The organism is Aquisalibacillus elongatus (assembly GCF_003843875.1).
Lineage (GTDB): Bacteria > Bacillota > Bacilli > Bacillales > Alkalibacillaceae > Aquisalibacillus > Aquisalibacillus elongatus.
In genome coordinates, this window is the sequence record NZ_RKRF01000010.1 from 58,721 (window position 1) to 83,951 (window position 25,231).

Below are 25,231 nucleotides of genomic sequence, written 5' to 3' on the forward strand. Positions count from 1 at the left end.
ACGAGATGAGTGAAGCGAAAACAGATAATCGTGTAAGTGAGATTTTTGAGTTGTTTTACAAACACTTAAACAACTTTTTGGCTGAGGCAAATCCTAACCATGAAGAGTACACAGAATTTGTGAAATGGGCAGATTGTTTAGGAAGAACTGGGGAGCTCCCATTATTTATGGATGTATTTATTGAGTCTTCTGTACTTAAGAATATGTACTCGGATAAACCTGGTACAGAACCATCTTTGTTAGGGCCTTATTATGTGGAAGGGGCTCCAATTTTAGAAAAGCCATACAAGCTACCGATGCGTGAGAACGAAAAAGGGGAGAAGTTAGTTTTCTCCGGGAAGGTAACGGACGTAGATGGCAAGCCACTAGCCAACACATTAGTTGATATGTGGCAAGATGATGCTGATGGGTACTATTCATCGTTTGATTCAGAAGCACCACCTTATAACTTAAGAGGCCGTTTCTATACAGATGAAAATGGGTATTTTGAGGTTGAGACGATTGTACCTATTCCTTATCAAATTCCGACTGGTGGACCGACGGGTGAATTTTTGAAAATGATTGATCAGCATCCTTATCGACCAGCGCACCTTCATATTATGTTTAAGCACAAAGGGTATGAAACGTTAATTACACAAGTATTCTTTGAAGGTGATGAGTGGCTAGAAACTGACGTTGCAGACGGTGTGCGCCCATCACTCATGACGAAGCTTCATGACCATGGCGACCATAAGAGAGCCTCATTAGATTTCGCCATGAGATACGACGACTAAATAACGTCAATGTAAGAGGGAGGTTGTCCATGACATAAGACACCCTCCCCTTTCTTTTAAAGAACACTAGGAGGAATGCTGATGGGTTTAAAAATACGTCGCATTCAAACAGAGCTATTAGATATTCCGATTAAACGCCCTCATCAATTTTCAACAGAGAAAATTGACCAAAAAGGGTTTGTATTAGTTCGGCTTGACCTAAGTTCCGACATACAAGGTATAGGCGAGGGAACGACACCAGGCATCTGGTGGAATGGCGAGAGTGTTGAAACGATGAAACTCGTCATTGATCAATATATCGCACCACTATTAGTGGGTGAGGATCCACGCTATATAGATCAACTTCTGCAAAAGCTAGACCGCCATATCCGTCAAAATTCATTTGCTAAAGCTGCGGTAGAGATGGCTTTGTATGACGCACTAGGAAAGTACTATCAAGTGCCAGTGCACCAACTTTTAGGTGGAGCTTGTCACAGGTCGTTAAATGTCCGTTGGGCACTTGCGAGTGGTACGGTTCAAGGAGATATTGAAGAAGGAAAACAGTTAGTCGATCAAGGACATTATCAAGTTTTTAAAATTAAATCAGGAAAAGAAGCCCCAGAAGATGATGTTGAGCGTTCCATTAACATTGCTCATGGTTTAAGCGGAACTTCAACAATTGGTATTGACCCAAATGGTTCATGGAGTCGTTTAATCGCTAAAACATCGATGGAAGAACTAAATGAAGCGGGGATTGATTTCTTAGAACAACCATTACCACCTGAGGATTATGAAGGGTTAAGTGAATTAGTAGATATGAAGAAAGTGCCTATCATGGCCGATGAAAGTGTCTGTTCCATATATGATGCGTACCATTTAGCGCAATTAAAAGGCGCTGACATTTTTTCTTTAAAGATTCACAAATTTGGTGGAATGCATAAGACATTAAAAGTTGGGGCGGTTGCAGAAAGCTCAGGAATTTCTTGTTTTGGCGGGACATCACTAGAAAGTTCAATCGGAACAGCTGCGTGTTTACAAGTGTTTAGTTGTATCCGCTCCTTAGACTATGGAACAGAGATCTTTGGGCCTGATTGGCTAGCGGATGACATTGTTACTAAACCTCTAAGACCGGCAAACAGCAAATTATACCTACCAGATGAACCTGGATTAGGGGTTGAACTGAAAGAAGAAAAGGTAAAGCAGTATAGACGTCAAAACGAAGCATCATGGTACTCTACCACGAAACCAAGCTAAAAAGCTAGTGGGGGCTTGCGGATGAAAATGTGGCGTAAGAAAAATTTATCAAACGGAAAGTATTTATTCCTTCATGAAAGTCCAGGTGATAAGGGAACCATTATAGGAGTTCACGGCCTTACAGGTCATCATATGCAGCTTGGGCATTTTCAAAAAGCAGTCGAGATGCAATACCGCATGATTACGTATGATTTAAGAGGTCGTGGAAAAAGTTCAAATGCAGATGTAGATACATCCATTGACCATCATGTTGATGACTTAGTCGAATTTATTCAATCTTTAAATGTAGACCGTCCTATTTTAATGGGATACTCAATGGGAGCTTATATTTGTTTAAAAGCAGCTACACGACTGAAGAATGTAGCTGGTATTATTTTACTGGATGGGGCAGCTGAAACAGACGGAGGCCAAAAAGAATTAATTTTGCCGTCCCTTTTACGGTTAGAAAAGACATATTTATCTCGATTAGATTATATCGATCAGACACGTGAAAATTATGAAAAACTGGGAATTCGTTGGACTGAATATATGAATAAAATCGTTAACTACGAAATTGAAAAAGTGGATAATCATTGGGAACATAAATCTGATAAAACTCTAATTGAACGTGACTTTTTAAGCTTTTTTGATTTTAGAATTGAGCAGGTTGCCAACAAAATAGATGTACCGACATTATTAATTCAGGCAACTGGTGATCTAGGCCACCGTCCGTTGTTTTATGATTTTGAGTTTTATAAACTGAAAACGTTATTAAAAAATATAAACGTTCTAAAAACGAATGCCAATCATTTAACGTTAGTCTTTAACCGGCAACCAGAAATTGAGTGGCAAGTCATGCATTTCATTGAAGAGCATGTTTTAAATGCTTCCTCTAACTCAACAACGTGATTCATAGTCCTTTAAAAATATGGTCAAACATGTTTATAATAGAATAGAGAATGTTGAAGGAGGACTGACAATGGATAAAGCCTTAGAGGAAAATCTATGGGGTGCACTTGAGAACGTGATCGACCCAGAGTTAGGCATTGATATCGTAAATTTGGGATTAGTTTATGGTATTGATATGGATGAAGAAAATACGGCAAAAGTCACAATGACATTAACGGCAATGGGATGCCCATTAGCTGGGACAATTGAACAAGATGTTAGACGTGCACTTTCAGATATTCCTGAAGTTCAAGATATAGACGTGAATATTGTATGGAATCCGCCATGGACAAAAGAACGCATGTCACGCTATGCTAAAATCGCACTTGGTATTCCAGATTAATATAATAAAGTAATAGCCTTAGACAAAAGGTAATTGTGGGATCAAAATGCACTATAGAATGTGATATTTATTAGCGTAGTCAAAATACGCAGACTCCTTCGGGAACAGCACGAGCCGAAAATCACGCAAAACGAACGGCAGTGAGTTTTGGGAAGTTGAGGCCGTGCCCGAGGAAAGCGGAGTATTTTGACGGAGCGTATAACTAAGACCGTACAATGATTAGAATGATTAAATCATCTGTACGGTCTTTTCTTTAATCTTTTTTAAATTACATAAAAATAAAAACTAGTGCGCCGACAATAAAGCAATAGAATGCGAAATACCTTAGGTTGCCGGATTTCATAATATTAATGAACCAAATCAACGCGAAGTATGAAGCAATAATTGCGCCAATAAGTGCAATAAGTAGGAGCGCAAATTGGCTTGAAAACTCGTCCTTCATGTCATTAACAGAGAATATCATCGTGCCTAAACTAACAGGAATATACATTAAGAAAGAAAACCTAAGTGCAGATGATCGTTTAAAACCAACTAGCATGGCGCCAACAATTGTCGCACCTGAACGACTAATGCCAGGTATTAAAGCTACTGCTTGAGCTGCCCCGACAATTATCGCATCTTTTATCGTAATTTCCTCATCAGATTTAAATCCTTTTAAGTTCCGAATAATCCAAAGAGCTAAACCAGTAATAATAAGCGATATTCCAATAGTTTTTAAGTTTTCGCCTATAACACCACTGATTGTATCTTCAAACAATACCCCTAACAGTCCAGCTGGAATAGTGGCAATGACAAGTAAAAATATATAATAAAAGTCCGATTTATACTCTGGTTCTCGGCTAATGACGAACTTTGAACCATTAACTGCAAGTTCCAGTAAATCTTTTCGATAAACCAATACAACAGCTATTAATGACCCAAAATTAACAAAACCTTCGAATGCCAAACTTTGCATATCGATTTCCATTAATTCTCTGACGATTCGCAAATGACCGCTCGATGAAATAGGTATCGGTTCTGTAAAGCCCTGGAATATACCTAAAAACAAATACTTAAGTAACTCTAATAATTCTGTCATTTTAATCCCCCTATATGTGCACATAACCTAGATTCTTTGAATAAGTTAATCTTGAAAAGGGAGGTAAGGTTTTTGTGAATACTTACTCAAAGGATCATATTCAAAATTTATGTAAGAGTCACATGAATCAGTACGTGTTAATTGAAACAAACCAAGGTGAACAGTTACAGGGTGTTATTGTTGATTTGGATGATGACCATGTTTATGTCGTTACACCAGTCATTCACAATCAAGACCAACGCCAATTCTACCCATACTCAGGGTACTATGGGTACCCATACTACGGGTATCCACAAGGACCGGGTGTAGGGTTAAGGAGACTAATTTTACCATTAACTGCGATTGCTGCTTTAAGTCTGTTACCTTGGTTCTAAAAAAAGAGGTTGACTCAATGTCTTTTCTGGAATGAGTCAACCTCTCCTATTAGTTCGATGCGTCATCTTTAATGACACCTTCACCTAATACTACAGCTACAATTGTGAAAATTGCTGTTAGTATTCCAGCGAATGATAGACTGAATTCATCTCCTGTCATACTAGCAAGTACATATACAACCATTAAGCTTAGAAGAAAACTCCAAATGACTGTCCAAATTAAACGCATAATGTCACCTCATTTTTCATTACATTCCAAAATACAGTTTACCAAAGGTTATCGAAAAAATAAATAATAATAATTTGACGTTTTTATGTTACTTCAAAAAGGTGGTTCAGATGAAAATTTTAATTAAAAGCTGTTTTGACAACATAGCCTTTATGCTTGTCAATGAATTACTAGATCAAGAAGTAGAAGTGTATGGCCTAGATAATATTCAAGATGATGAGAAATTTGAACGTTACGCATTAGTTGCTAGAAATGCTGATTTTCATTTTAGTGAAGATGATTATAATGAAATCGATTTTAAATCAATCTATGATTTCTCGTCAAACGACGTTTTATGCGATTATTTTTCTGAAAAGATAAATAAGACTAGTATACTAATCGACGATCGAATTGATATGAATAAAAAGTATATAGTAAAGTTTTTAGCTTCATTACTAGCTTACTCTCAATTACCTTCGTCCATTCATATAAATGGAGAAGAACAGCATGGTATTCATTTGATAAAATATGATTAATTTATCTTAATCAGTTGCTATATAATCTGAAAAGTTTCAAAATAGACATATACGGACTTATAAAAAGAATCGGAGTGCTTGGATTGAAAAAGATATGGACGACGTTATGGATCATCATTACTTTTTCACTCCTTGTTAGTTGTGGACAAGTTTTTGACAGAGGACAATTAAATAATGTTGGCCTTTTGCTAGATGGTACGATTCACGATGAAACTTGGGGAAAAGGTGCCTATTTAGGTGCTCTTAACATTAAAGACGAGCACAATGTAAGCGTATTAACTCATGAAAATGTCACCACTCAACGAGAAACTGAGGAACATGTTAAAGATTTAGACCGCCAAGGGGTTAATTTGATTTTTGGACATGGTGCTCAGTTCGGGCAATACTTTGATCAATTAAATGAGTACTATCCAGATATTCATTTTGTGTATTTTAATGGTAATACATTTGATCATAATATTACGAGTATCCAGTTTGATGGATTTGAAATGGGTTATTTTGCTGGTAAGTTATCAGCTAAAATGACTGAGACAGGTCATATCGGAGTGATTTCTGCTTATCAGAATCAGCCAGAGGTACAAGGTTTTTTCGAAGGTGTTAGATCGGTTGATTCAGACGTTCAGTTACAGTTAAAGTCTGTATTTGACTGGTATGATCAACAGCGGGCGATGTTACTATTCGATGAATTAATGGAAAATGATATAGATGTCGTTTATCCAGCTGGGGATGGGTTCAATGTACCGATTATAAATGCAGCTCAAGAACAAGATATTTATGCGATTGGGTATATCAATGATCAGTACGATGTAGCACCGGATACTGTAATTACAAGTACCATACAAGACCTAGAAGAGCTGTATCTGCACATTGCGGATGAATATGACAATGAGGATCTGCCATCTGGTATTATTCATTTTGGCTTTGATAATAAGTATGTCCATTTAGGTGAGTTCGGGGATGAAGTAAGCGAAGATATTCAAGAAGAAATGGAACAGTCAATAGCAAACTATATTGATACCGGAAGTTTAGATTAATCATATCTTTTCTTTCGGTCTTTTTTTTGATAAAATTAAAACCAGGTCATAATATATGATAATAATAGTATGTAATGAGGAGATGACCACGATGAAAGCAGGTATTTTAGGGACTGGGCATTATGTGCCAGAACATGTTGTAACAAATAAAGATTTAGAAAAAATAGTAGATACGTCAGATGAATGGATTCAAGCAAGAACTGGAATTGCGGAAAGGCGAATTGCTCCAGATGACATTGATACGTCGAATATGGCGTATGAATCAGCAGTTGGAGCATTAGAAGAATCTGGGATCTCAGCAAAAGATTTAGATATGATTTTAGTTGCAACTGTAACGTCCGATATGGGCTTCCCATCAGTAGCTTGTCAAATACAAGAACGTTTAGGTGCCTTTCAAGCATCCGCTATGGACTTAAGCGCTGCTTGTTCAGGTTTTATTTATGGAATGGTTACAGCCAAGCAATTTATTGAATCAGGAACTTATCAAAATATTCTCGTTGTAGGTGTTGAGAAGCTTTCTAAGATTACAGATTGGGAAGACCGGAACACATGTGTGTTATTCGGAGATGGAGCAGGAGCTGCAGTTATTGGTCCTGTGTCAGATGATAAAGGTATTTTATCCTTTGAATTGGGCGCAGATGGAACGGGAATCCCACACTTGCACCAAACATCTGAAGACTATATTCATATGAATGGTCGTGAAGTTTTCAAGTTTGCGGTTAGACAAATGGGTGACTCAGCTTTAAACGTAGTTGAAAAAGTGGGGTTAACAAAAGATGATGTAGATTATTTAATTCCACACCAAGCTAACATTCGTATTATGGAAGCAGCTAGAGAGAAACTAGAGATACCAGATGAAAAAATGTCTAAATCTGTTCATAAATATGGAAACACATCTGCAGCATCTATTCCTATTGCATTGTCTGAAGATGTAAAAGCAGGTAAGATTAAAGAAGATGAACTTATTGTCCTAGTTGGTTTTGGTGGCGGACTTACTTGGGGTGCCGTTGCCTTACGTTGGGGAAAATAAGAGGAGGTAATGATTCGATGACTAAAAGAAGAGTTGTTGTGACGGGATTAGGAGTAATATCACCCGTTGGTAACGATGTAGATTCGTTTTGGCATAATATTACATCAGGTCAAACGGGTATCAGTGAGTTAACAAAGTTAGATGCTGATCAATATTCAGCTAAAGTTGCCGCTCAGTTAAATGATTTTGATCCCAAAGACTATATGGAAAAACGTGAAGCGCGTAAAATGGATGCTTTTACACAGTATGCAGTAGCAGCTTCTAAAATGGCAGTTGAACATTCAGGACTAGAAATTACAGAAGAAAATGCTGATCGCGTAGGCGTTTGGATTGGCTCTGGAATCGGTGGTATGACAACTTATGAAGAAAGTTTTGAAAAATATAAAGAGAAGGGCCGCGTTAGTCCTTTCTTTATTCCGATGATCATTCCAGATATGGCATCAGGCCAAGTTTCGATTATTTTAGGAGCTAAGGGAATTAATTCATGTTCAGTAACAGCTTGTGCATCGGGAACAAACTCTATTGGTGATGCTTATAAAGTAATCGAGCGTGGAGATGCAGATGCTATGATTACTGGTGGTGCTGAGGCGCCATTTAACCAAATGTCATTAGCCGGCTTCTCTTCTATGGGTGCTTTATCAACGAATACGGACCCAAACAGTGCGAGCCGTCCATTTGATAGAGACCGTGATGGCTTTGTTATGGGTGAAGGATCCGGTATTATTATTTTAGAATCACTAGAATCAGCTCAAGCGCGTGGTGCTACGATCTACGCAGAAATTGTAGGTTATGGTTCAACTGGTGATGCATATCATATCACGGCGCCAGCTCCAGAAGGGGAAGGTGCAGCCCGTGCCATGCAACAAGCACTAGACGATGCTGAAATGAATGCCGATGAAATGGATTATATTAATGCTCATGGAACGAGTACTGAATATAACGATAAATACGAAACAACAGCAGTCAAAACCGTATTTAAAGATCATGCTTATAATTTAGCTATGAGCTCAACAAAATCCATGACTGGCCATTTACTTGGTGCTGCTGGTGGTGTCGAAGCTATTATTACGGCATTAAGTTTAAAGCATAACATAATGCCACCAACGATAAATTATGACACTAAAGATGAAGAATGTGACCTAGATTATGTACCAAATGAGTCACGAGAAGCAGATCTTAATGTTGCTATGACTAACTCATTAGGATTCGGCGGGCACAATGCATCCTTAGTTTTTAAAAAATTTAATGGTTAAATGATAAAGGCTGACTCCTTTAATTTGGGGGTCAGCCTTTTTAAATTAGCGCATAAATGGTCTTAGAACAGCGCATAAATTGATAAAAAGGTACCGTTCGACAAAATTCGTGGCGCATAAGTTTGAAAAGCTAGCGCATAAATACGAAAAAGTGGCGCATAAACATCAAGAGGCGAATACTAAAAAAGTCCATGTGACGATGAATTCATCGTCACATGGACTTTTTACTTACTTAACTTTGATCGCTTGAATCCGAGTTATTGGATTCATTTGTTTGATCTTCTTCTTTAGGCTGATTTTCAAAAAATTCCTGAAGTTCATTTGAGTTTTTCACTTTATTTATTTCTAATACAGCTCCAGCATGAGAATAGGTTTGGTTTGAGTAAGTTCCTTCCATGGGAATTCGCATTGTTTCAATTTGGTCTGGCGTATCTTTTAAGAAATCAGTAGCTATTGAAACAATCGTGTCACCCTTCATATTCGTATCGATGTATGGCTGAAGAGTTCCAATGGTTCTAGGTAATTTAATTAAGCTTGTGAATGACAACATTTCATCTTTTAATGCACTCATGACTTGCTGCTGTCTTCTGACGCGTCCAAAGTCACTTTCATAATCATTTCTATAACGAGCATAATCTAATAATTGAGAGCCATCTAAGTTCTGAACACCTGGATATAAATCTATATATACATCCTTAGCATTATAATACATTCGCTTTTCAACATCAATTTGAACGCCATCAGGTGCAATTGTATCGACAATGCTTTCAAATCCTTTGAAATTAACAATTGCATAGTAATGTAAATCTATACCAAAATTTTGTTTAATGGTTTTTCTCAATAATTCTGGCCCGCCATAAGCAAAGGCCGCATTGATTTTATTTTTGCCATAACCGGGAATATCAACATACGTATCACGCATAATCGAGACTAATTTTGCTCGGTTATGTTCTTTGTCATACTGACCAACCATAATCGTATCTGTTCGTGACGTACCATTGCGATCGTAGTCTTCACCCAAAATTAAGACGTTCGTTCTTTCATCTTCAGGAGCTTCATCATCACCTGTAAATTCATTTTCGTATTGCTCACTTTTTTCCTCATCACGATACTTTTCCATATCTTCTTGAGCTGCGTTTTTCCCTGCCCAGTATTCATATACTGAAAATGCAATCGCACTTAAAAATAAAATTAATAAAACAGATAAAATGGTTTTGCGTTTACGTTTGCGTTTAAGTTTTTTCTTTTCAGTTCTTTTTGAAACCATTCAAAATTCCCTCTCTCTCTTTCAGTAAACCACTATTACACAATTTACACCTAAATTTTTGTTTCGTAAAGGTGGATTCTATTAAATATTTTTAACAATTCATCATATATTGATTATAGACGAGTGGACAAGCCTGGAGGTTACATTATGTGGCAATTAATTATTTTTCTAATTGGCTTTGGTTTTACATGCGTAGGAGGCGTTTCCATTATTGGTTATTTAAATTTTTTACCTGCTGGAATGAACTATTCAGATTTTTTGATTTTCATCCACGACCGTCCTGAGTGTTATTTGCTTCCAGCAGGCTTGTTTCTTATGTTTTTGTCTATGTATATTCAACCATTTGATTCATAAATTAAGAATAAAAATAAGTCACTTGGTCATAATGAGCATAAATGGAGGATTTAGAAAAGCGAGGGATTATGATGTTATATGTTCACGACATTTGGGTGAATTGGTTCGAAGGTGAAGAAAATGGCTATAATGTCTGTCAATTCCATGAATGGCGAAAAGATGATGCTATTGAGCTTTTAGACCAGATTCCCGTTGTCCTTGTAGAAGAAGATTTGTACAATTACATAGAAAATAATATGCAAGACATTCCCAACCCCTTACTCGAGCAAGTTTACCAACGCGCTTACTTGAAAAAACATCATAAGAGAATCCCCCTAGATTATGCTTTCGTGTTAACTGATGGTCAACATGCACTCGTCATTGATACGTTAGGTTACGAAATTCCTGTACGAAAAAGCAGGTTAATTCCAAGACAAGAGCGACTCGTTCTTGATTTAGTTAAACAAAAGGATCCAATGACGTTTAATTTCACCATTCCAGTTGATCGAAAAGAACATCATTTATTATCACTTGAGCCGATTTATATGGTTGGCTTAACGCGTAAAGAACGACAATTAAAACATCTGTTAATGTTAATGATTGACCAGTTAAATCAAGGTCAACGAATTGACGAACTCAGGTACTGGTTAACTGAGTGGAAACCAGAATGGTACGAACGAATTCAAGTGATGACTTTTGATGAAGGCTACGATTTATTGCTAGAAGAAGTGAAAATAGGTTGGGGTTCCAAGCATGAAGAACTGTGCGAAAAGATGGCTAAAGGCCAGCCGTTTTTTGAAAGGCTGTATGAGATGGAACAACGGAAGAAAAATGTTCTTAAAGGGTCATCATAGTTTAAACTTTTAGACTGACAGAAACACAATCTAATTCCCAAAACAAAAAATAAAGGGTGTCCACCGATCAGATGGACACCCTTTTTGATTATCTTTTTTGATGAACGCGGCCAATTCCCATTGCTTTTTTAGCTTTTTTAAGAGTTTTAGATGCGACTTTATTAGCTTTTTCTTGGCCTTGGTCTAAAATATCATCTAACTCTTCAGATTCATAAAGCTCATGGTAGCGTTGTTGAATATCAGAAATATAGTTAGACACAATTTCGGCAAGGTCTGTTTTAAAGTCGCCGTAGCCTTTTCCTTCATATTCTGCAACGATTTGATCAACTGATTTGTTTGTAAAACCTGCATAGATATTGAGTAAATTTGATATCCCTGGTTTGTTGTCTTTATCAAACTCAATGATGCCTTCCGAATCAGTTACGGCACTTTTGATTTTTTTCTCAATTCGTTTTGGATCGTCTAATAAATAAATGGTCGCTTTCTGATTATCATCTGATTTACTCATTTTCTTTGTTGGGTTTTGTAATGACATAATGCGTGCGCCGACTTCTTGAATTTTAATGTCGGGTACATTAAAGATATCGTTGTATCGATTGTTAAAGCGTTCTGCTAGGTTACGAGTTAATTCAATATGCTGTTTTTGATCATCGCCAACAGGTACAATATCTGTTTGATAAAGTAAAATATCAGCTGCCATTAGTGGAGGGTACGTTAATAAACCTGCAGTGACAGATTCCTGACCTTCAGATTTATCTTTAAACTGTGTCATACGTTCTAGTTCACCGACTGATGCGACACATTGTAACATCCACGCTAGCTCGGTATGAGCAGGTACTTCGGATTGAATAAATAAAGTCACTTTATTCGGATCAATCCCACACGCAATATACATTGCAGCAAGTGAACGGGTCCGCTCACGTAACTTCAAGCGGTCTTGAGGCACTGTGATCGCGTGGTGATCAACGATACAGAAGTAACTGTTGTACTCATCTTGAAGTTCCGGAAATTGTTTCATTGCCCCCAAGTAGTTCCCGATTGTTAATGTTCCTGATGGTTGAATTCCTGAAAAAATAGTCTGAGTCATTATGATTTACTCCTTCCATTTCTTAATTAAACATAAAAAAATCCATTCCTCCCATAAACTCTAGGGACGAATGGAACCGCGGTGCCACCCTAATTACCAAAATTGGTCACTTAAAAGCAGATAACGGATGCTGCCGGTCATCGGCTCGTAAGTCCCAATTTCAATCCTCACATACTTACCTGTTCTCACTATCCAGGCTCACTGATTAAGAGAGGTGAAGATCTACTTAAACTTCTTCATAGCCTTTCGTTCGTTCAATTTTAATTTATTATAGATAAAAAATCAGTTCATTGCAACTCTTTTCGACTATCAAATCAAAAAATAATTACAAAAAAAGTTCAATAAGATTGGAAAAATATTTTATTAAAAAATTTCAATTTATTACTCTATTATTCTCACTTTTATAATATAATATCCATATAGAGAACAACTGGGGGAATTCGACATGAAAAAACATTACATAATTCTAGTAGGCTTATTATTAAGTTTCATAGTGCCGTCTGTTATTGTAGCTGGTGAAGCTGAAGAGGATACGGTTAATACGGTATCTTTTCATAGTGAATTTGAGACAAAGCTTCAATTAAAAGAGGTTCCTGATCCTGCGCCACGTTTTGTGTATGACACAGGCTATGAATTTGAGTATCCAGATGCTGTTCGTGGAATATATTTAACAGGTCATTCAGCAGGAAATTTTAGATTTGAAAATTTAATAGAGTACGTCAACGAAACAGAGTTAAATTCTATGGTCATTGATATTAAAGATGATCACGGAAATATTACGTATGAATTCCCAGAGGATTCTCCTTTCCATGAAGCTTCTCAAAATTTCATAGGTGATCCGAAAGAAATGATGGATCGTTTAGAAGAAGAAGGCATATATCCGATTGCAAGAGTAGTTGTTTTTAAGGACTCTGAACTAGCTCACAAAAAACCAGAATGGTCGTTTAAAGATAATGGTGAAGTTTGGGAAAACAATAAAGGGGAAGCTTTTGTGAACCCATTTGTAAAAGATGTATGGGAGTATAATGTAGAGATTGCTAAAGAAGCAGCTGAGTTAGGATTTAAGGAAATTCAATTTGATTATGTTCGGTTCCCTGAAGGGTTCGAAAAAAATGACGAGAGATTGGACTACACACGTGGTGATTATGATGATGCGAGTCTAGATAATATAAGAGAACGTGTGAATGCTGTAACTGATTTTGTTGAGTATGCTAACAATGAACTTGAAGTTTATGACATAGATGTATCTGTCGATATTTTTGGCTACACGGCTACGATTGGAGATGCACCCGGAATTGGGCAAAACTTCTTAAGAATTGCTAATAATGTTGATGTCATTTCTTCTATGATTTACCCAAGTCATTGGACAACAGGTTACTTTGGAATTCAAAATCCAGATACAGAACCTTATCGTTTAATAGACGAATATATTCAGGAAGAAAGTGAATTATTAGAGCAACTAGATGATGGACCTATATCTAGGCCCTGGATTCAAGACTTCACAGCATCTTGGTTATATTCACCAGGTCAATCTTTCACGTATGGTCCAAAGCAGGTCCAAGACCAGATTGATGCGCTATATGATAACGGTGTGTACGAATATTTACTTTGGGATGCAGGAAACACTTATACTGAAGGTGTTGACTACGACCCGCAAAACTAATTTAAAATATGAAAGTCAACCGGCATTTGCTGGTTGGCTTTTTTATGTCTCATTTCTGTAACGTATTAAAGAGATAATAATAAAAAGCGTCAGTATTTATCGATTATTTAAGAGAATGATAAAGGATGTATGATAAATAAAAAGGGATTTTAGATAGAAGTTAAGCTAAAGAAGGTTAATGAATATATTTCCTATTGAAGACAGTTATATGGAATTTAACCCTCTTAACCATCTTCGTTATAATAAGTAATGCAAAGAGGAAACGGCATAAATTTCTAACTCTGCCGTACGTTAAGACTAATGACAGTCATAAAAGGAGTAGATCAATGAATTGGTATGAAAAGCTTAATCAGTATTTTCCTGTAGAAGAGATGAAATCAAAAAAACATTTTGAGACCCTTTTAAAGGAAAAAGGAGATGTCTATTATAAGGATGAAGGTGAGCATCATGTAATGATGTATGCCGAGTTTGATTCATTTATCTTTATAGATTATGTATTTGTCTCTCCTAAGACAAGAGGACAAGGATTAGGACATCAATTGATGGAAAAACTGAAAGCTAAAGGTAAGCCGATCATTTTGGAGGTTGAGCCTGTTGATTATGACGATACAGATTCAGAAAAACGTCTACACTTCTATCATAGGGAAGGCTTTACACATGCACAGTCAATTGGTTATACGCGAAAATCACTTGCTACACAAGAACTTAACACACTAGAGATTCTGTATTGGGCACCAGATGAAGCATCTGAAGAAATTATTTATGATAAGATGAAACAAATGTATGAGAAAATTCATACTTATAAAGATGAAGAAATTTATGGTGAAAGTTATCAACCTGTTGAAGAAGTATTAACCATTGATCAATCACGTGATGTTGATTTATTCGAGGCTATTAAAAAACCAAATTAAATTATAAAGAAAGGGTTACCCTGTGTGTCATTACATACAGGGTCATTCTTTTGTTATGGAAAAATTCTATTGAAATAAGTCTGAAAATGCCTATAGGAAAGCTTACCGAGTATGATAATTAGAATATACTTAAAAAAATAAAAAAATTTTTTATGAAAAAATGTTTAATATATCCAAAGTAGGGTAAAACATAAATATAACAGATTTACTTACTGGGTATTTGTGAAAAATGTATTACAATTTTCTAAATGTCCTATCTAAATACTTAGGTTTATTGTATAATATGAAATGAAAGGTAATTTAGATTAATTATAATTAAATAACAGTTTCAAGCTGTTACAGATATAGAATACCTTTCAAAAGGAGGGTGAATGGCATGGTAACATTATTTACTTCACCAAGCTGTACATCTTGTCGTAAAGCTCGTGCATGGTTAGAAGAGCACGAAATTCCATTTAAAGAACGTAATATTTTCTCAGACGTTTTATCAGAAGATGAAATTAAAGAGATTTTACGTATGACAGAAGATGGAACAGATGAGATTATATCAACTCGTTCTAAAGTATTTCAAACATTAGATGTCAGTTTAGATCAAATGCCACTAAAAGATTTGATTAGTTTAATTCAACAAAACCCAGGCTTACTTAGACGACCAATTATCTTGGATGATAAACGTCTTCAAGTTGGCTACAATGAGGATGAGATTAGACGCTTTTTACCTAGAAAGGTGCGCTCATTCCAATTGAAAGAGGCACAACGTTTAGTCAATTAATATATTTTAACCAAAAGAAAAGTCGAATCGTTAGCGATTCGACTTTTTAGTTTCTACGATAATGATTAACAAGGACACCTAAGAAGCAAACTAATGTCATGAAAAATAATGGCAGATATAGTTGCTCATTTGGGATTAATTGAAACGTTCCTTCTAATCGTTCTTCATGTAAAATTAAATCGGCACTAGTATAAGCCAGTAGCGAGGCACCTGCATAAACAATAATGGGGTATTTGTTCATCATCATTAGAATGATTTTACTGCCAAAGATAATGATGGGTACAGACACTGCTAGTCCAAAGATAATTAGCAGGACATTTTGATTTGAGGCAGCGGCAATCGCTAATACATTATCAAAACTCATAATCAAATCTGCCACTACAATTGTTTTTACCGCTCCGATTAATGTGGTCGAAGATGCGATTTCAACTTCTTCCTCTTGTTCAATTAGTAGCCTAAGCGCTATATAAAATAAAAATAGTCCTCCAACTAATTGGACGTATGGAATAGTAAGAAGATAGATGGCGACGGTAGCTAATATGACTCGGATGATGATAGCTAAGCTTGTCCCGAAGAGAATCGCTTTATTTTGATTATGCTTAGGAAGGTTTCGGCTAGCCATAGCAATGACAACGGCGTTATCCCCGCCTAAAATTAGATCGAGTCCAATGATAATAAGTACAGCTTTTAGTAAATCCCAATTAAAGTCAACAAATATGATTTCCATAAAAAACCTCCATAAAAAGTAGTGACAAATTCTAAAATATGAGATAAAATCATACACTAAATAAAATCAATGCAGAAAGTTTGTCCAACAATTTGTTATGTAATATACTCAACACATAATAGAAATTAGGGCTAATATGGATTTTAGTTTTTAGTTGTAAAAGCATTTTCGTTTTAAGACTACCTATCATAAAATATGATTAAGAACGTCGTCTTATGAAAATGATTAGCATTTTAGTAAAAAGGGTAATGAATTTGTAGGAAAATTGATTATCCAGTGATCCTTCCCAGTTTCGATTATTAATGAAGGGAGAGGAAGATAATGGAAATAGAACGTATTAATGAAAACACGTTAAAGTTTTACATTTCCTATCAGGATATTGAAGAGAGAGGCTTTAATCGAGAAGATATCTGGTATAATCGCGAAAAAGGTGAACAACTTTTCTGGGAAATGATGGATGAAGTCAATGATGAAGAAGATTTTAGTATAGATGGACCGTTATGGATTCAAGTGCAAGCACTCGATAAAGGGCTAGAGATCGTCGTAACGAAAGCTCAAGTCTCTAAAGACGGAGAGAAATTAGAGTTTCCACATGAGGAGATGAACCCTTTACAAACTAACTTAGATGAGAAGCTAGAATCACTCATGGACCATAATAGTCAACGTCGTAAATCGAAAAAGTCATATAAACCAGAACAAGAAGCAAGTGAAGAACAACAAGATGATCATTTAGATTTAATGGTGACATTCAGAGACATTGAAGACGTTATTTCTTTAAGTCATTCACTGACAGACTCACGATTTATCGATGATCGATTATATGCATTTAATAATCATTACTATCTATATGTGGCATTCCCAGAAGGCTACTTGAGTGAAGATGAGCAAGAAAACTATATTAGTCGTATTTTAGAATTCAGTGAAGAATCACCAATGTCTATTCACTATTTAATGGAATATGGTCAATTTGTTTTCAAGCAGAATGCATTAAAGCAATTAAAAAATAAGTTTCAAATTAAATAAATTAGGGAAGAACACTGATTAAAGTCAGTGTTCTATTTTTATGTTGATATGTAAAAATTTTGTTGCAATATGGTAAAATATTCTGTATCTTTAATTTAGGTTCGTAGCACTAGCAGAAGAGGATGTACTTATATGTTGAAATGGATACAAGTAACCATATTTTTAATCATTGTATCTGCTGTTTTTTATTTTTCTTTTATAATTTGGGAAGGACGGTTTATTACATCTTTCTCCATTTTAATTACTATTTCAGCAGTCTTATTTGGTTTTATAATTTTTATTGAAAATCGAAATCCTTCTGAGACCTTAAATTGGTTACTCGTATTTGCAGTATTTCCTGTATTAGGATTCTTCTTCTATCTATTATTTGGACGTAACTATACGAAGAAAAAGCGTTATAAAGAAAAGCAAGAAGCAGATGAACAAGCTTTTAACCGAGTAGAAGGCCAACGACCCATTAATGAAGAAGAATTGAATCAAATGGGTGACCACCAGAAGATGTTATTTCGACTGGCTCAACATCTCGGGAATTCACCGATATCATTTAATACTGACTCCAAAGTGCTTACAAACGGCAGTGAAAAGTTTCCTGCAATCATTAATGCTATTAAGCAAGCTGAACATCATATTCATTTGGAGTATTACATCGTTCGTAGTGATGAGATCGGAAATGAGATTAAAGATATTTTAATTGAGAAAGCTAAAGCTGGTGTTGAGGTCCGTTTCTTATACGACGCTGTTGGAAGTTGGAAAATGGACAACAAATATAAAGAAGAGTTAAAAAAAGCTGGGGTAGAGTTTGTGGCATTTTCACCAGTTAGGCTTCCTTTTATCGGGAATCGTATTAACTTTCGAAACCACCGAAAAATCATTGTAGTAGATGGTAAAATTGGATTTGTTGGTGGATTAAATATTGGTGATGAATACTTAGGGAAAAATAAGTACTTCGGTAATTGGAGAGATACTCATCTATATGTTAGAGGTGAAGCTGTCCGTAGTCTGCAGACGATCTTTTTACAAGACTGGAGACACGAAACAGATGAGAATTTATTGAAACCAGAGTATTTGTCACCTGAAATTTTAGATGACCGTTTCGGCGGCGTGCAAATGATTACGAGTGGCCCCGATAATCAATGGGAGACGATTAAGAAACTCTATTTCTCCATGATTATATCTGCCAAAAAATCGATTTGGATTGCCTCGCCTTACTTTATACCAGATGATGACATTTTAACGGCGATGAAAGTAGCGAGTTTAAGTGGTGTCGATGTACGACTGTTAATGCCAAGACGTCCGGATAAGCGAATTGTCTTTCACGCATCAAGGTCATATTATCCAGAATTATTGGATGCAGGTATTAGAATTTTTGAGTATGAAGAAGGGTTTATGCATAGTAAGATTGTGATTGTAGACCATGAGCTAGCATCCATTGGAACTTCAAATATGGATATGAGAAGCTTCCACTTGAATTTTGAAGTAAATGCGTTCTTATTCCGGACTGAAAGCACAAATAAATTGGTTGCAGACTTTAAAGAGGATTTCTTAAAGTCTAGAGAGATAGACATTGAAAGATTTAAAAATCGATCAATCTTCATCCGAGTAATGGAATCCCTGTTCCGCTTACTATCCCCATTACTATAATGAAGAGGAGTCGATGTCATGTTAAGTGCAGTAGATGCAAATGGGCATGAGATTCTGGCGTATAATTGTTCTGAGGATCAATTGCGACACATACGTCGGAAATCTCTTTTTTGTCCAGCATGTCGAGAAAAAGTAATTTTAAAAGCAGGCCCCATTATGATCCCTCATTTTGCCCACCATAAAGATGCTGATTGTTCCCATCATACAGGTGAAGGTGAAGACCACTTACAAGGTAAATTAGATTTATACCACTGGGCACTCCAGCAAGGTTTCCAAGCGAAGTTAGAACATTATATGCCGAGTATTCAACAAAGAATTGATCTCCTATTGAAGGTTAATAATCGCTGGTTCGGTATTGAATACCAGAACGCACCTATTACTATTTCAGACCATTTAAATAGAACCCACGGAATGGCCTCAAGGGGGATCTTTCCAATGTGGATTTACGGCAAGAATTATTATAATCCAAGTACTAAATACATTCGATTAAATACCACCTTAAAGTCGAGTGTTATGTATTTCCCGAAAAGTGACCAATCTAAGTTATGGTTTTATGATCCATCAAGCAAACTATTTACCACAGCAAGCAACCCCATTGCGAATAAATCAAAAGCCTTCTCGCATTTAAGGAAAAAAACGATTGATAAATTGACCTGGCAAGAATTATTTCGGCCATTCAATGTATCGATCCCAAAGTTAAAAAAGGTTTGGTTAAACGAAAAAAGACGTTTTCGGAGTCAAAGCCGACCTTATGTTACAGATCTTGAGAAAGCGTATTTAAAAAATTTATACTTAAGGTATTTACACCCTCAGTCGCTACCTTCTTGTGTGCATCTTCCAGTCAACAACGCCCACCGTTATAACTTACCAAACTATATATGGCAAACAACAATCGTCCTATTAATAGCCGACCTTAGGATAGGTAATTCATTTCATTGGGCTGATATTTATCAAAAAACTAAAGCACATTTTTTGTCCCCAATATTATCCATTTATCCAGGCCATCCTTCACACCCTGCGTTAAGTTATTTAAATGTCTTAGAGCAATTAGGATATATTAGAAGAGATGAACCATATTATATCAAGTTAAGAGATTTTTATTTTCCTAAAACATTAGATGAAGCTAATCAGTCAGATGAAATTCTTTTACAAAAATTATTAAGATTTTAAATGTTGTTTCATATCTTTTACAGAAGTAAGTTTTTTCTATAGAATAAAGTTATAGAAATTATTTGGGGAGGTTACATAAGTGACAGAAACAGCAACTGGTTTAAAAACAAGGGAAGAAGTGCCAACGGATTTAACGTGGGACCTAGAAGCTATTTTTGCAACAGATGATGATTGGGAAAAAGAATTCGAGGCCCTTAAGATGGATTTTCCTAAGATTAAGGAATACAAAGGGAAAATTGCAGATTCTTCACAGACTTTACTTGAAGTATTTAAATTTGAGGATGAAATTAAAATCCGTCTAGAGAAGTTATTCGTTTATGCACACATGCGTTCTGATCAGGATACAGCAAACAGTAAATATCAAGATCAAGACGCTCGTGCTCAAACATTAGCTACTCATGTTATGAGTGCTTTTAGTTTTGTAACACCTGAAATTCTAGCTATGACAGATGAACAAATTGAACAATATTTAAAAGAAAACGATGAATTAAAGCATTATGAAAAAGTATTACGAGACATTATGAAGTCACGTCCACACGTGCTAAGTGAAAAAGAAGAGGCCTTATTAGCTCAAGCACAAGAAGTGACATCAACACCTTCAAACGCTTTTGGGATGTTAAATAATGCTGATATTGACTTTCCAACGATTAAAGATGAAGACGGAAATGACGTACAGCTTTCACACGGACGGTATCGTGAATTCTTAGATTCAAAAGATCGTTCTGTAAGAGAAAATGCTTTTAAAGCGATGTATGAAACATTCGGTAAGTACCGTAATACGTTTGCGGCAACTTTATCCGGCCAAGTAAAGAAAGACAATTTCTTCGCTCAGGCTAAAAATTACCAATCAGCTCGTGAAGCAGCATTAGACCAAAACAATATACCCGAAACCGTATATGATAATTTAGTGGATGCGATTAATGAGCGCCTATCTTCTTTACATCGTTATATGAAGTTGAAAAAAGAAATGTTAAATGTTGATGAGCTTCATATGTATGACATTTATACACCTTTAGTGGATGAGAAAATAGAATTAACAATCGACGAAGCTAAAGATCATGTGGTTAATGGATTAAAACCTTTAGGGGAAGAGTATACGAATCTCCTACAGAAAGCATATAAAGAGCGCTGGATTGATTGGTTAGAAACCAAAGGTAAACGAAGCGGTGCTTATTCATCAGGCGGATATTCAACTAATCCTTATATCTTAATGAACTGGCAGGACAATGTAGATAATATGTTCACGCTAGCTCATGAACTTGGCCACTCATTACACAGTTATTATACACGTGAGAACCAAGCCCCTCGTTACGGTGACTATTCGATCTTTGTCGCAGAAGTTGCTTCAACGACAAACGAGGCTTTACTTAATGATTACATGTTAAAAACATTAGATGATAAGACGAAGAAGTTATATCTGTTAAACAATTTCTTAGAAGGATTTAGAGGAACGGTTTTCCGTCAGACAATGTTTGCTGAATTTGAACATGAAGTTCATAAGCGTGACCAAAACGGCGAAGCTTTAACAGCTGAAAAATTAACAACTATTTACTACAACTTAAACAAGAAGTATTTTGGCAATGATGTCGTAGTAGATGAGGATATCGGTTTAGAATGGGCTCGTATTCCTCACTTCTATATGAATTACTATGTTTATCAGTACGCTACAGGTTATTCTGCTGCTACAACGTTAGCTCAGAAGATCTTAGACGAAGGTGACGAAGCTGTTGAACGCTATAAGAATTATCTTAAAGCGGGTAGCAGTGAAGATCCAATTGACGTTCTGAAAAAAGCTGGGGTTGATATGACATCGAAAGATCCGATCCTCTCAGCATTAGATGTATTTGATCAAAAACTCGATGAATTCGAGAAGCTACTAAAAGAATAAACGAAAAAAGGCTGATCATGAATTTGCTTCATGGTCAGCCTTTTATTTAAATCGTTTGAAGGAATTTCGTTGAAGAATAAAATAGAAGAATAAGAAGAATGTTAGAAACAAAAAGGGAATTGATATGAATTTGGGCACTAAATTCATAAGGCCTAGCAAGTTAAATATAAACGCCCCTCCAATTAATAAAACCCAAGTCACGAATTTAAACATGGTAACCATACCTCCGGCAAACCGTTCTATATCCATATGTATGTATTAAAGACTACAATCATGCGGTGCCATAAACATAAAAAAATAGAAGGGAGCCCCTCCTATTTTTTAAAGAATATACTGCCAGAAAGTACCATATTTTACCGGTACTTTCTTTACTTTTTGTTTAAGAACTAATTTTTTGAGTTCTTTTTCTGCTTGTTCCATTGTCCACCCATAAACAACTGCAACCTCTTTTGTTGCCACGAATTCAAAATAACACAAGAAATCTTCTAATGATGGGATCTTTGTTGGTCTAACTTCACGATCAAGGACTTCAAATAAAGCTTTCTCATACACATGATGGTCATAAAGTCCAGATATTCTCAGCCCATCCTCGGAACTCTCACGGTTAAACATCACAATGGTTGGGAGCTGTTCTACTTCCATTTCACATGTGATTTTCCAATCATTATGCAAAGCACGTTTTGCTGTTTCGGAGTGGAGGTCTTTTTTGAATTCATTGACGTCTAAATTGACATCTTCTGCTATTTCATAGAGTACTTCCTCATCAGAAATGTTTCGTTTGTTTAAAAATAAAAACTCCTGAAGCTTTCTCAAGTACTTTGAACCGTGTCGTTGTCCTTGCAATTCTGCCGCCTTTATAGCAAGAGCAGTTAAAGATGGTGAGGATAAAGATTGTTCATACCAAAAATCGCCATCACAGCTCATGCCAGTTCGGCTTGCTGTTTTATCCCAATATTGTGCCAACTCTTTTGAATTTGCTGATGAGAAAAGGTTTAATTTTGGTAGATTACTAGAAACAATCGTTCTTAATCTAAAATAACAACCGTATTCCATAGCTAATTTCTTAATGGCTGGCTCTAATGACCAAGATATCGGACAAATAGGGTCAACAAATACATATATTTCAACAGGTTTATTAATTAACGAGCAGAAGTTTACCTGGGAATTATCATTCGATGTTAGATTGTTCATAAGCTGTGATGTTAACTTTCCCACATCGATTTCCCCTTTCCAATTATTCTTCAGTATTCATCATATGATTCGCTGTCATCGTTAAGCGTTCAAAAATTGATGATTTATAAGGTTCTTCAATTTCAGCTTCTTCCAAAGCACCAGCCATACATTCTAACCAAGCATCACGTCTTGTAGGTGTGATTGGGAATGGCATATGACGTGCACGCAACATCGGGTGTCCATGTTCCTGAATATATAACGGAGGGCCTCCGAAAAATTGAGTAAGAAATTGTTTTTGTTTACGTGCTGTTTCAGTTAAATCATCTGGAAAAATAGGAATTAAGTCAGGATGTTGCCCAACTCTTTTATAAAAAGCTTCTACTAGTCGATCAACTGCTTCAGCTCCGCCGATAGCTTCATAGATGTTGCCTTGTTGGTAAGCCATGTTAGATAAAACCCTTTCTGAGTAAATCATTAATATATCAGATATAAATTCTAGTATGTCATATTTAGAGCAAAAATTATAAATAAGGTAACCATTTACTTTATTTATTTTAGCAACGTTAAGATACTAAGGCAAACTTTATGCGTTAGTGAGTGTCTGGAAAAAACGCTGGATTTTGTTTGTACTAGGCTTTTGTTCGATATGATAGTCGTTAAGTAATTTTTGGAAGAAGGCTAAACCTTCTTCATAAGAAGGAGCTTCAACTTCTAACTCATAATCTTCAAAACCATTATATTCACTGTGATCTAATACGATAGTAAAATTCGATTCAGTTTTTTCTAGTCGATCTGTTTTTAGAAACCCTTTATAGTTGATGTGATCTTCGGCAATATTCATCTGCTGAAGTTGATGTTTTATATTGTCCTTTAATGCAACTTGATGATTAAACCAGTTCTGAGCCTCATCTTCTGTTAATGGATCATGGGTTTCTAAAAGGCCCTCTGATTGTGGCTGTTTCAGTGTTGCAACATATTGATTTCCCTTTTTACGAACTCTTAAGGCAGCTTGATTATGCTTTAGTTTGAAATCGTCTGTTTCGAAGTAATAATTTGTTTGTGATTGAGGCGTCTCGTCGGAAAACCATTTTTGTTTAAGTGAGTGGTACTGTTCTTTCGTTAATAGATTTTTAAATTCAATCTCAAGCTCTTGCATGGTTACATCCTCCAAGTTTAAAATGGCGTTTACTTTTCATTCATTATGACTGAAACTTCTAGTTGTTTCAAAGGTTATGATAGGATATTTTGTGATACAATAAACTTGCAAGTTAGCAAGAAGTGGAAAGTGAGGGGAACGGCATTGAATTGGGAAATATTCTTAGCACCGTATACTCAAGCAGTCGATGAACTAAAGATTAAACTTAAAGGAATGCGCAAACAATTTGATTACGAATCTCGCCATTCTCCGATTGAGTTTGTTACAGGTCGGGTAAAGCCGATCACAAGCATTATAGAGAAAGCAAAACGACGGAACATTGCGATGGCGAATGTTGAAGAAGAGGTTCAAGACATTGCAGGGTTAAGAGTCGTTTGTCCTTTTGTTGAGGATATTTATGATATTGTTGACATGTTAAAATTGAGAAAAGACTTTACAATCGAAGAAGAAAAAGATTACATTGAAAAAAACAAGGATAGTGGCTATCGTTCTTATCACGTCATTATACGATATCCAGTTGAGACGATTTACGGGGAGAAGCAATTATTAGCCGAGATACAAATTCGTACATTAGCAATGAACTTTTGGGCTATTAATGAGCATTCCTTAAATTATAAATACTCAGGTCAAATACCAACTGATATTAAACAGCGTCTAAGGAGCGCATCAGAAGCCGCCTTTAGATTGGATGAAGAAATGTCCAAAATACGTCAAGAAATTCGTGATGCTCAAGAAGTCTTTCGCCGTAAAAAAGATTAGAGGTAAAGGGGTCATGGT

General features: G+C 36.0%; 27 protein-coding genes. 19 read left to right on the forward strand and 8 right to left on the reverse strand.

Features of this window, described 5'->3' with window-relative positions:
* The first annotated feature begins 5 nt into the window (after window positions 1–5).
* From EDC24_RS10180 to EDC24_RS10195, 4 genes are all read left to right on the forward strand, one after another.
* Window positions 6–773: a dioxygenase family protein gene (locus tag EDC24_RS10180; protein WP_124222228.1), complete on the forward strand. Its 768-nt coding sequence runs from the start codon at window positions 6–8 to the stop codon at window positions 771–773.
* Between the two features lie 81 nt (window positions 774–854).
* Window positions 855–2,006 carry a muconate/chloromuconate family cycloisomerase gene (locus tag EDC24_RS10185; protein ID WP_170158546.1) on the forward strand — a complete coding sequence of 384 codons (1,152 nt, stop codon included), beginning with the start codon at window positions 855–857 and terminating at the stop codon, window positions 2,004–2,006.
* Window positions 2,007–2,027: 21 nt separating this feature from the next.
* Window positions 2,028–2,894: an alpha/beta hydrolase gene (locus EDC24_RS10190; protein ID WP_124222232.1), complete on the forward strand. Its 867-nt coding sequence runs from the start codon at window positions 2,028–2,030 to the stop codon at window positions 2,892–2,894.
* 70 nt (window positions 2,895–2,964) lie between these two features.
* On the forward strand, window positions 2,965–3,276 hold the full coding sequence (locus tag EDC24_RS10195; protein ID WP_124222234.1) for a metal-sulfur cluster assembly factor: 312 nt from the start codon (window positions 2,965–2,967) through the stop codon (window positions 3,274–3,276).
* A gap of 268 nt (window positions 3,277–3,544) precedes the next feature.
* Here the strand turns inward: EDC24_RS10195 and EDC24_RS10200 are convergent, their stop codons facing one another.
* Window positions 3,545–4,354, reverse strand: coding sequence for an undecaprenyl-diphosphate phosphatase (locus EDC24_RS10200; protein ID WP_124222236.1), 810 nt, complete (start codon window positions 4,352–4,354; stop codon window positions 3,545–3,547).
* A gap of 74 nt (window positions 4,355–4,428) precedes the next feature.
* Here EDC24_RS10200 and EDC24_RS10205 point away from each other — a divergent pair, with 74 nt between their 5' ends.
* Window positions 4,429–4,728 (forward strand): hypothetical protein, encoded by a 300-nt coding sequence (locus EDC24_RS10205; RefSeq protein WP_245998110.1) that lies wholly within the window; start codon window positions 4,429–4,431, stop codon window positions 4,726–4,728.
* A 49-nt stretch (window positions 4,729–4,777) separates the two neighbouring features.
* On the opposite strand, the gene EDC24_RS10210 is transcribed toward EDC24_RS10205, so the two are convergent.
* Window positions 4,778–4,957, reverse strand: coding sequence for a YjzD family protein (locus EDC24_RS10210; RefSeq protein ID WP_124222238.1), 180 nt, complete (start codon window positions 4,955–4,957; stop codon window positions 4,778–4,780).
* A gap of 152 nt (window positions 4,958–5,109) precedes the next feature.
* Here EDC24_RS10210 and EDC24_RS10215 point away from each other — a divergent pair, with 152 nt between their 5' ends.
* The 4 genes from EDC24_RS10215 (at window position 5,110) to fabF (ending at window position 8,789) form a co-directional block, all read left to right on the forward strand.
* Window positions 5,110–5,472 (forward strand): hypothetical protein, encoded by a 363-nt coding sequence (locus tag EDC24_RS10215; protein ID WP_124222240.1) that lies wholly within the window; start codon window positions 5,110–5,112, stop codon window positions 5,470–5,472.
* A gap of 83 nt (window positions 5,473–5,555) precedes the next feature.
* Entirely contained in the window at window positions 5,556–6,506 is a 951-nt protein-coding gene (locus tag EDC24_RS10220; RefSeq protein WP_170158547.1) for a BMP family ABC transporter substrate-binding protein, read from the forward strand.
* Between the two features lie 91 nt (window positions 6,507–6,597).
* Complete coding sequence (locus EDC24_RS10225) at window positions 6,598–7,536, forward strand: beta-ketoacyl-ACP synthase III (RefSeq protein WP_124222244.1); 939 nt, start codon at window positions 6,598–6,600, stop codon at window positions 7,534–7,536.
* A 17-nt stretch (window positions 7,537–7,553) separates the two neighbouring features.
* Window positions 7,554–8,789: a beta-ketoacyl-ACP synthase II gene (gene fabF, locus EDC24_RS10230; protein ID WP_124222246.1), complete on the forward strand. Its 1,236-nt coding sequence runs from the start codon at window positions 7,554–7,556 to the stop codon at window positions 8,787–8,789.
* Window positions 8,790–9,021: 232 nt separating this feature from the next.
* On the opposite strand, the gene EDC24_RS10235 is transcribed toward fabF, so the two are convergent.
* Window positions 9,022–10,056, reverse strand: a complete 1,035-nt coding sequence (locus tag EDC24_RS10235) for an LCP family protein (RefSeq protein WP_124222248.1) — start codon at window positions 10,054–10,056, stop codon at window positions 9,022–9,024.
* A gap of 147 nt (window positions 10,057–10,203) precedes the next feature.
* On the opposite strand from EDC24_RS10235, the gene EDC24_RS10240 reads away from it, so the two are divergent.
* Both EDC24_RS10240 and EDC24_RS10245 read left to right on the forward strand, forming a co-directional pair.
* A complete protein-coding gene (locus EDC24_RS10240; protein WP_124222250.1) occupies window positions 10,204–10,410 on the forward strand; it encodes a YuzI family membrane protein in 207 nt (68 codons plus the stop codon).
* A gap of 71 nt (window positions 10,411–10,481) precedes the next feature.
* On the forward strand, window positions 10,482–11,243 hold the full coding sequence (locus EDC24_RS10245) for a DUF3603 family protein (RefSeq protein ID WP_124222585.1): 762 nt from the start codon (window positions 10,482–10,484) through the stop codon (window positions 11,241–11,243).
* Between the two features lie 88 nt (window positions 11,244–11,331).
* On the opposite strand, the gene trpS is transcribed toward EDC24_RS10245, so the two are convergent.
* On the reverse strand, window positions 11,332–12,330 hold the full coding sequence (trpS, locus tag EDC24_RS10250; protein WP_124222252.1) for a tryptophan--tRNA ligase: 999 nt from the start codon (window positions 12,328–12,330) through the stop codon (window positions 11,332–11,334).
* A gap of 445 nt (window positions 12,331–12,775) precedes the next feature.
* On the opposite strand from trpS, the gene EDC24_RS10255 reads away from it, so the two are divergent.
* From EDC24_RS10255 to spxA, 3 genes are all read left to right on the forward strand, one after another.
* The gene (locus EDC24_RS10255; RefSeq protein WP_124222254.1) at window positions 12,776–13,993 is read left to right on the forward strand and encodes a putative glycoside hydrolase; all 1,218 of its coding nucleotides are present in this window, start codon (window positions 12,776–12,778) and stop codon (window positions 13,991–13,993) included.
* A 326-nt stretch (window positions 13,994–14,319) separates the two neighbouring features.
* On the forward strand, window positions 14,320–14,904 hold the full coding sequence (locus EDC24_RS10260) for a GNAT family N-acetyltransferase (protein WP_124222256.1): 585 nt from the start codon (window positions 14,320–14,322) through the stop codon (window positions 14,902–14,904).
* A 376-nt stretch (window positions 14,905–15,280) separates the two neighbouring features.
* Window positions 15,281–15,676, forward strand: a complete 396-nt coding sequence (spxA, locus tag EDC24_RS10265) for a transcriptional regulator SpxA (protein WP_124222258.1) — start codon at window positions 15,281–15,283, stop codon at window positions 15,674–15,676.
* A 46-nt stretch (window positions 15,677–15,722) separates the two neighbouring features.
* On the opposite strand, the gene EDC24_RS10270 is transcribed toward spxA, so the two are convergent.
* Complete coding sequence (locus tag EDC24_RS10270) at window positions 15,723–16,403, reverse strand: TerC family protein (protein WP_124222260.1); 681 nt, start codon at window positions 16,401–16,403, stop codon at window positions 15,723–15,725.
* A 321-nt stretch (window positions 16,404–16,724) separates the two neighbouring features.
* On the opposite strand from EDC24_RS10270, the gene mecA reads away from it, so the two are divergent.
* From mecA to pepF, 4 genes are all read left to right on the forward strand, one after another.
* Window positions 16,725–17,426 carry an adaptor protein MecA gene (gene mecA / locus EDC24_RS10275; RefSeq protein ID WP_124222262.1) on the forward strand — a complete coding sequence of 234 codons (702 nt, stop codon included), beginning with the start codon at window positions 16,725–16,727 and terminating at the stop codon, window positions 17,424–17,426.
* A 132-nt stretch (window positions 17,427–17,558) separates the two neighbouring features.
* Window positions 17,559–19,067: a cardiolipin synthase gene (gene cls, locus EDC24_RS10280; protein ID WP_124222264.1), complete on the forward strand. Its 1,509-nt coding sequence runs from the start codon at window positions 17,559–17,561 to the stop codon at window positions 19,065–19,067.
* 18 nt (window positions 19,068–19,085) lie between these two features.
* Window positions 19,086–20,237 (forward strand): competence protein CoiA, encoded by a 1,152-nt coding sequence (locus tag EDC24_RS10285; protein WP_124222266.1) that lies wholly within the window; start codon window positions 19,086–19,088, stop codon window positions 20,235–20,237.
* Between the two features lie 79 nt (window positions 20,238–20,316).
* Window positions 20,317–22,125, forward strand: a complete 1,809-nt coding sequence (gene pepF, locus EDC24_RS10290) for an oligoendopeptidase F (RefSeq protein ID WP_124222268.1) — start codon at window positions 20,317–20,319, stop codon at window positions 22,123–22,125.
* A gap of 321 nt (window positions 22,126–22,446) precedes the next feature.
* Here the strand turns inward: pepF and EDC24_RS10295 are convergent, their stop codons facing one another.
* The 3 genes from EDC24_RS10295 to EDC24_RS10305 form a co-directional block, all read right to left on the reverse strand.
* The gene (locus EDC24_RS10295) at window positions 22,447–23,340 is read right to left on the reverse strand and encodes a ClpXP adapter SpxH family protein (protein ID WP_281274519.1); all 894 of its coding nucleotides are present in this window, start codon (window positions 23,338–23,340) and stop codon (window positions 22,447–22,449) included.
* A 19-nt stretch (window positions 23,341–23,359) separates the two neighbouring features.
* On the reverse strand, window positions 23,360–23,743 hold the full coding sequence (locus EDC24_RS10300) for a globin domain-containing protein (protein ID WP_124222270.1): 384 nt from the start codon (window positions 23,741–23,743) through the stop codon (window positions 23,360–23,362).
* Window positions 23,744–23,881: 138 nt separating this feature from the next.
* On the reverse strand, window positions 23,882–24,454 hold the full coding sequence (locus EDC24_RS10305; protein ID WP_124222272.1) for a CYTH domain-containing protein: 573 nt from the start codon (window positions 24,452–24,454) through the stop codon (window positions 23,882–23,884).
* A gap of 144 nt (window positions 24,455–24,598) precedes the next feature.
* Here EDC24_RS10305 and yjbM point away from each other — a divergent pair, with 144 nt between their 5' ends.
* Complete coding sequence (yjbM, locus tag EDC24_RS10310; protein ID WP_124222274.1) at window positions 24,599–25,213, forward strand: GTP diphosphokinase; 615 nt, start codon at window positions 24,599–24,601, stop codon at window positions 25,211–25,213.
* The last annotated feature ends 18 nt before the right edge of the window (window positions 25,214–25,231 follow it).

Coding starts and splice junctions, on each gene's coding strand:
- EDC24_RS10180 (WP_124222228.1), top strand. CDS start 6: ATGAGTGAAGCGAAAACAGATAATCGTGTAAGTGAGATTTTTGAGTTG.
- EDC24_RS10185 (WP_170158546.1), top strand. CDS start 855: ATGGGTTTAAAAATACGTCGCATTCAAACAGAGCTATTAGATATTCCG.
- EDC24_RS10190 (WP_124222232.1), top strand. CDS start 2,028: ATGAAAATGTGGCGTAAGAAAAATTTATCAAACGGAAAGTATTTATTC.
- EDC24_RS10195 (WP_124222234.1), top strand. CDS start 2,965: ATGGATAAAGCCTTAGAGGAAAATCTATGGGGTGCACTTGAGAACGTG.
- EDC24_RS10200 (WP_124222236.1), bottom strand. CDS start 4,354: ATGACAGAATTATTAGAGTTACTTAAGTATTTGTTTTTAGGTATATTC.
- EDC24_RS10210 (WP_124222238.1), bottom strand. CDS start 4,957: ATGCGTTTAATTTGGACAGTCATTTGGAGTTTTCTTCTAAGCTTAATG.
- EDC24_RS10215 (WP_124222240.1), top strand. CDS start 5,110: ATGCTTGTCAATGAATTACTAGATCAAGAAGTAGAAGTGTATGGCCTA.
- EDC24_RS10225 (WP_124222244.1), top strand. CDS start 6,598: ATGAAAGCAGGTATTTTAGGGACTGGGCATTATGTGCCAGAACATGTT.
- fabF (WP_124222246.1), top strand. CDS start 7,554: ATGACTAAAAGAAGAGTTGTTGTGACGGGATTAGGAGTAATATCACCC.
- EDC24_RS10235 (WP_124222248.1), bottom strand. CDS start 10,056: ATGGTTTCAAAAAGAACTGAAAAGAAAAAACTTAAACGCAAACGTAAA.
- EDC24_RS10240 (WP_124222250.1), top strand. CDS start 10,204: ATGTGGCAATTAATTATTTTTCTAATTGGCTTTGGTTTTACATGCGTA.
- EDC24_RS10245 (WP_124222585.1), top strand. CDS start 10,482: ATGTTATATGTTCACGACATTTGGGTGAATTGGTTCGAAGGTGAAGAA.
- trpS (WP_124222252.1), bottom strand. CDS start 12,330: ATGACTCAGACTATTTTTTCAGGAATTCAACCATCAGGAACATTAACA.
- EDC24_RS10255 (WP_124222254.1), top strand. CDS start 12,776: ATGAAAAAACATTACATAATTCTAGTAGGCTTATTATTAAGTTTCATA.
- EDC24_RS10260 (WP_124222256.1), top strand. CDS start 14,320: ATGAATTGGTATGAAAAGCTTAATCAGTATTTTCCTGTAGAAGAGATG.
- spxA (WP_124222258.1), top strand. CDS start 15,281: ATGGTAACATTATTTACTTCACCAAGCTGTACATCTTGTCGTAAAGCT.
- EDC24_RS10270 (WP_124222260.1), bottom strand. CDS start 16,403: ATGGAAATCATATTTGTTGACTTTAATTGGGATTTACTAAAAGCTGTA.
- mecA (WP_124222262.1), top strand. CDS start 16,725: ATGGAAATAGAACGTATTAATGAAAACACGTTAAAGTTTTACATTTCC.
- cls (WP_124222264.1), top strand. CDS start 17,559: ATGTTGAAATGGATACAAGTAACCATATTTTTAATCATTGTATCTGCT.
- EDC24_RS10285 (WP_124222266.1), top strand. CDS start 19,086: ATGTTAAGTGCAGTAGATGCAAATGGGCATGAGATTCTGGCGTATAAT.
- EDC24_RS10300 (WP_124222270.1), bottom strand. CDS start 23,743: ATGGCTTACCAACAAGGCAACATCTATGAAGCTATCGGCGGAGCTGAA.
- EDC24_RS10305 (WP_124222272.1), bottom strand. CDS start 24,454: ATGCAAGAGCTTGAGATTGAATTTAAAAATCTATTAACGAAAGAACAG.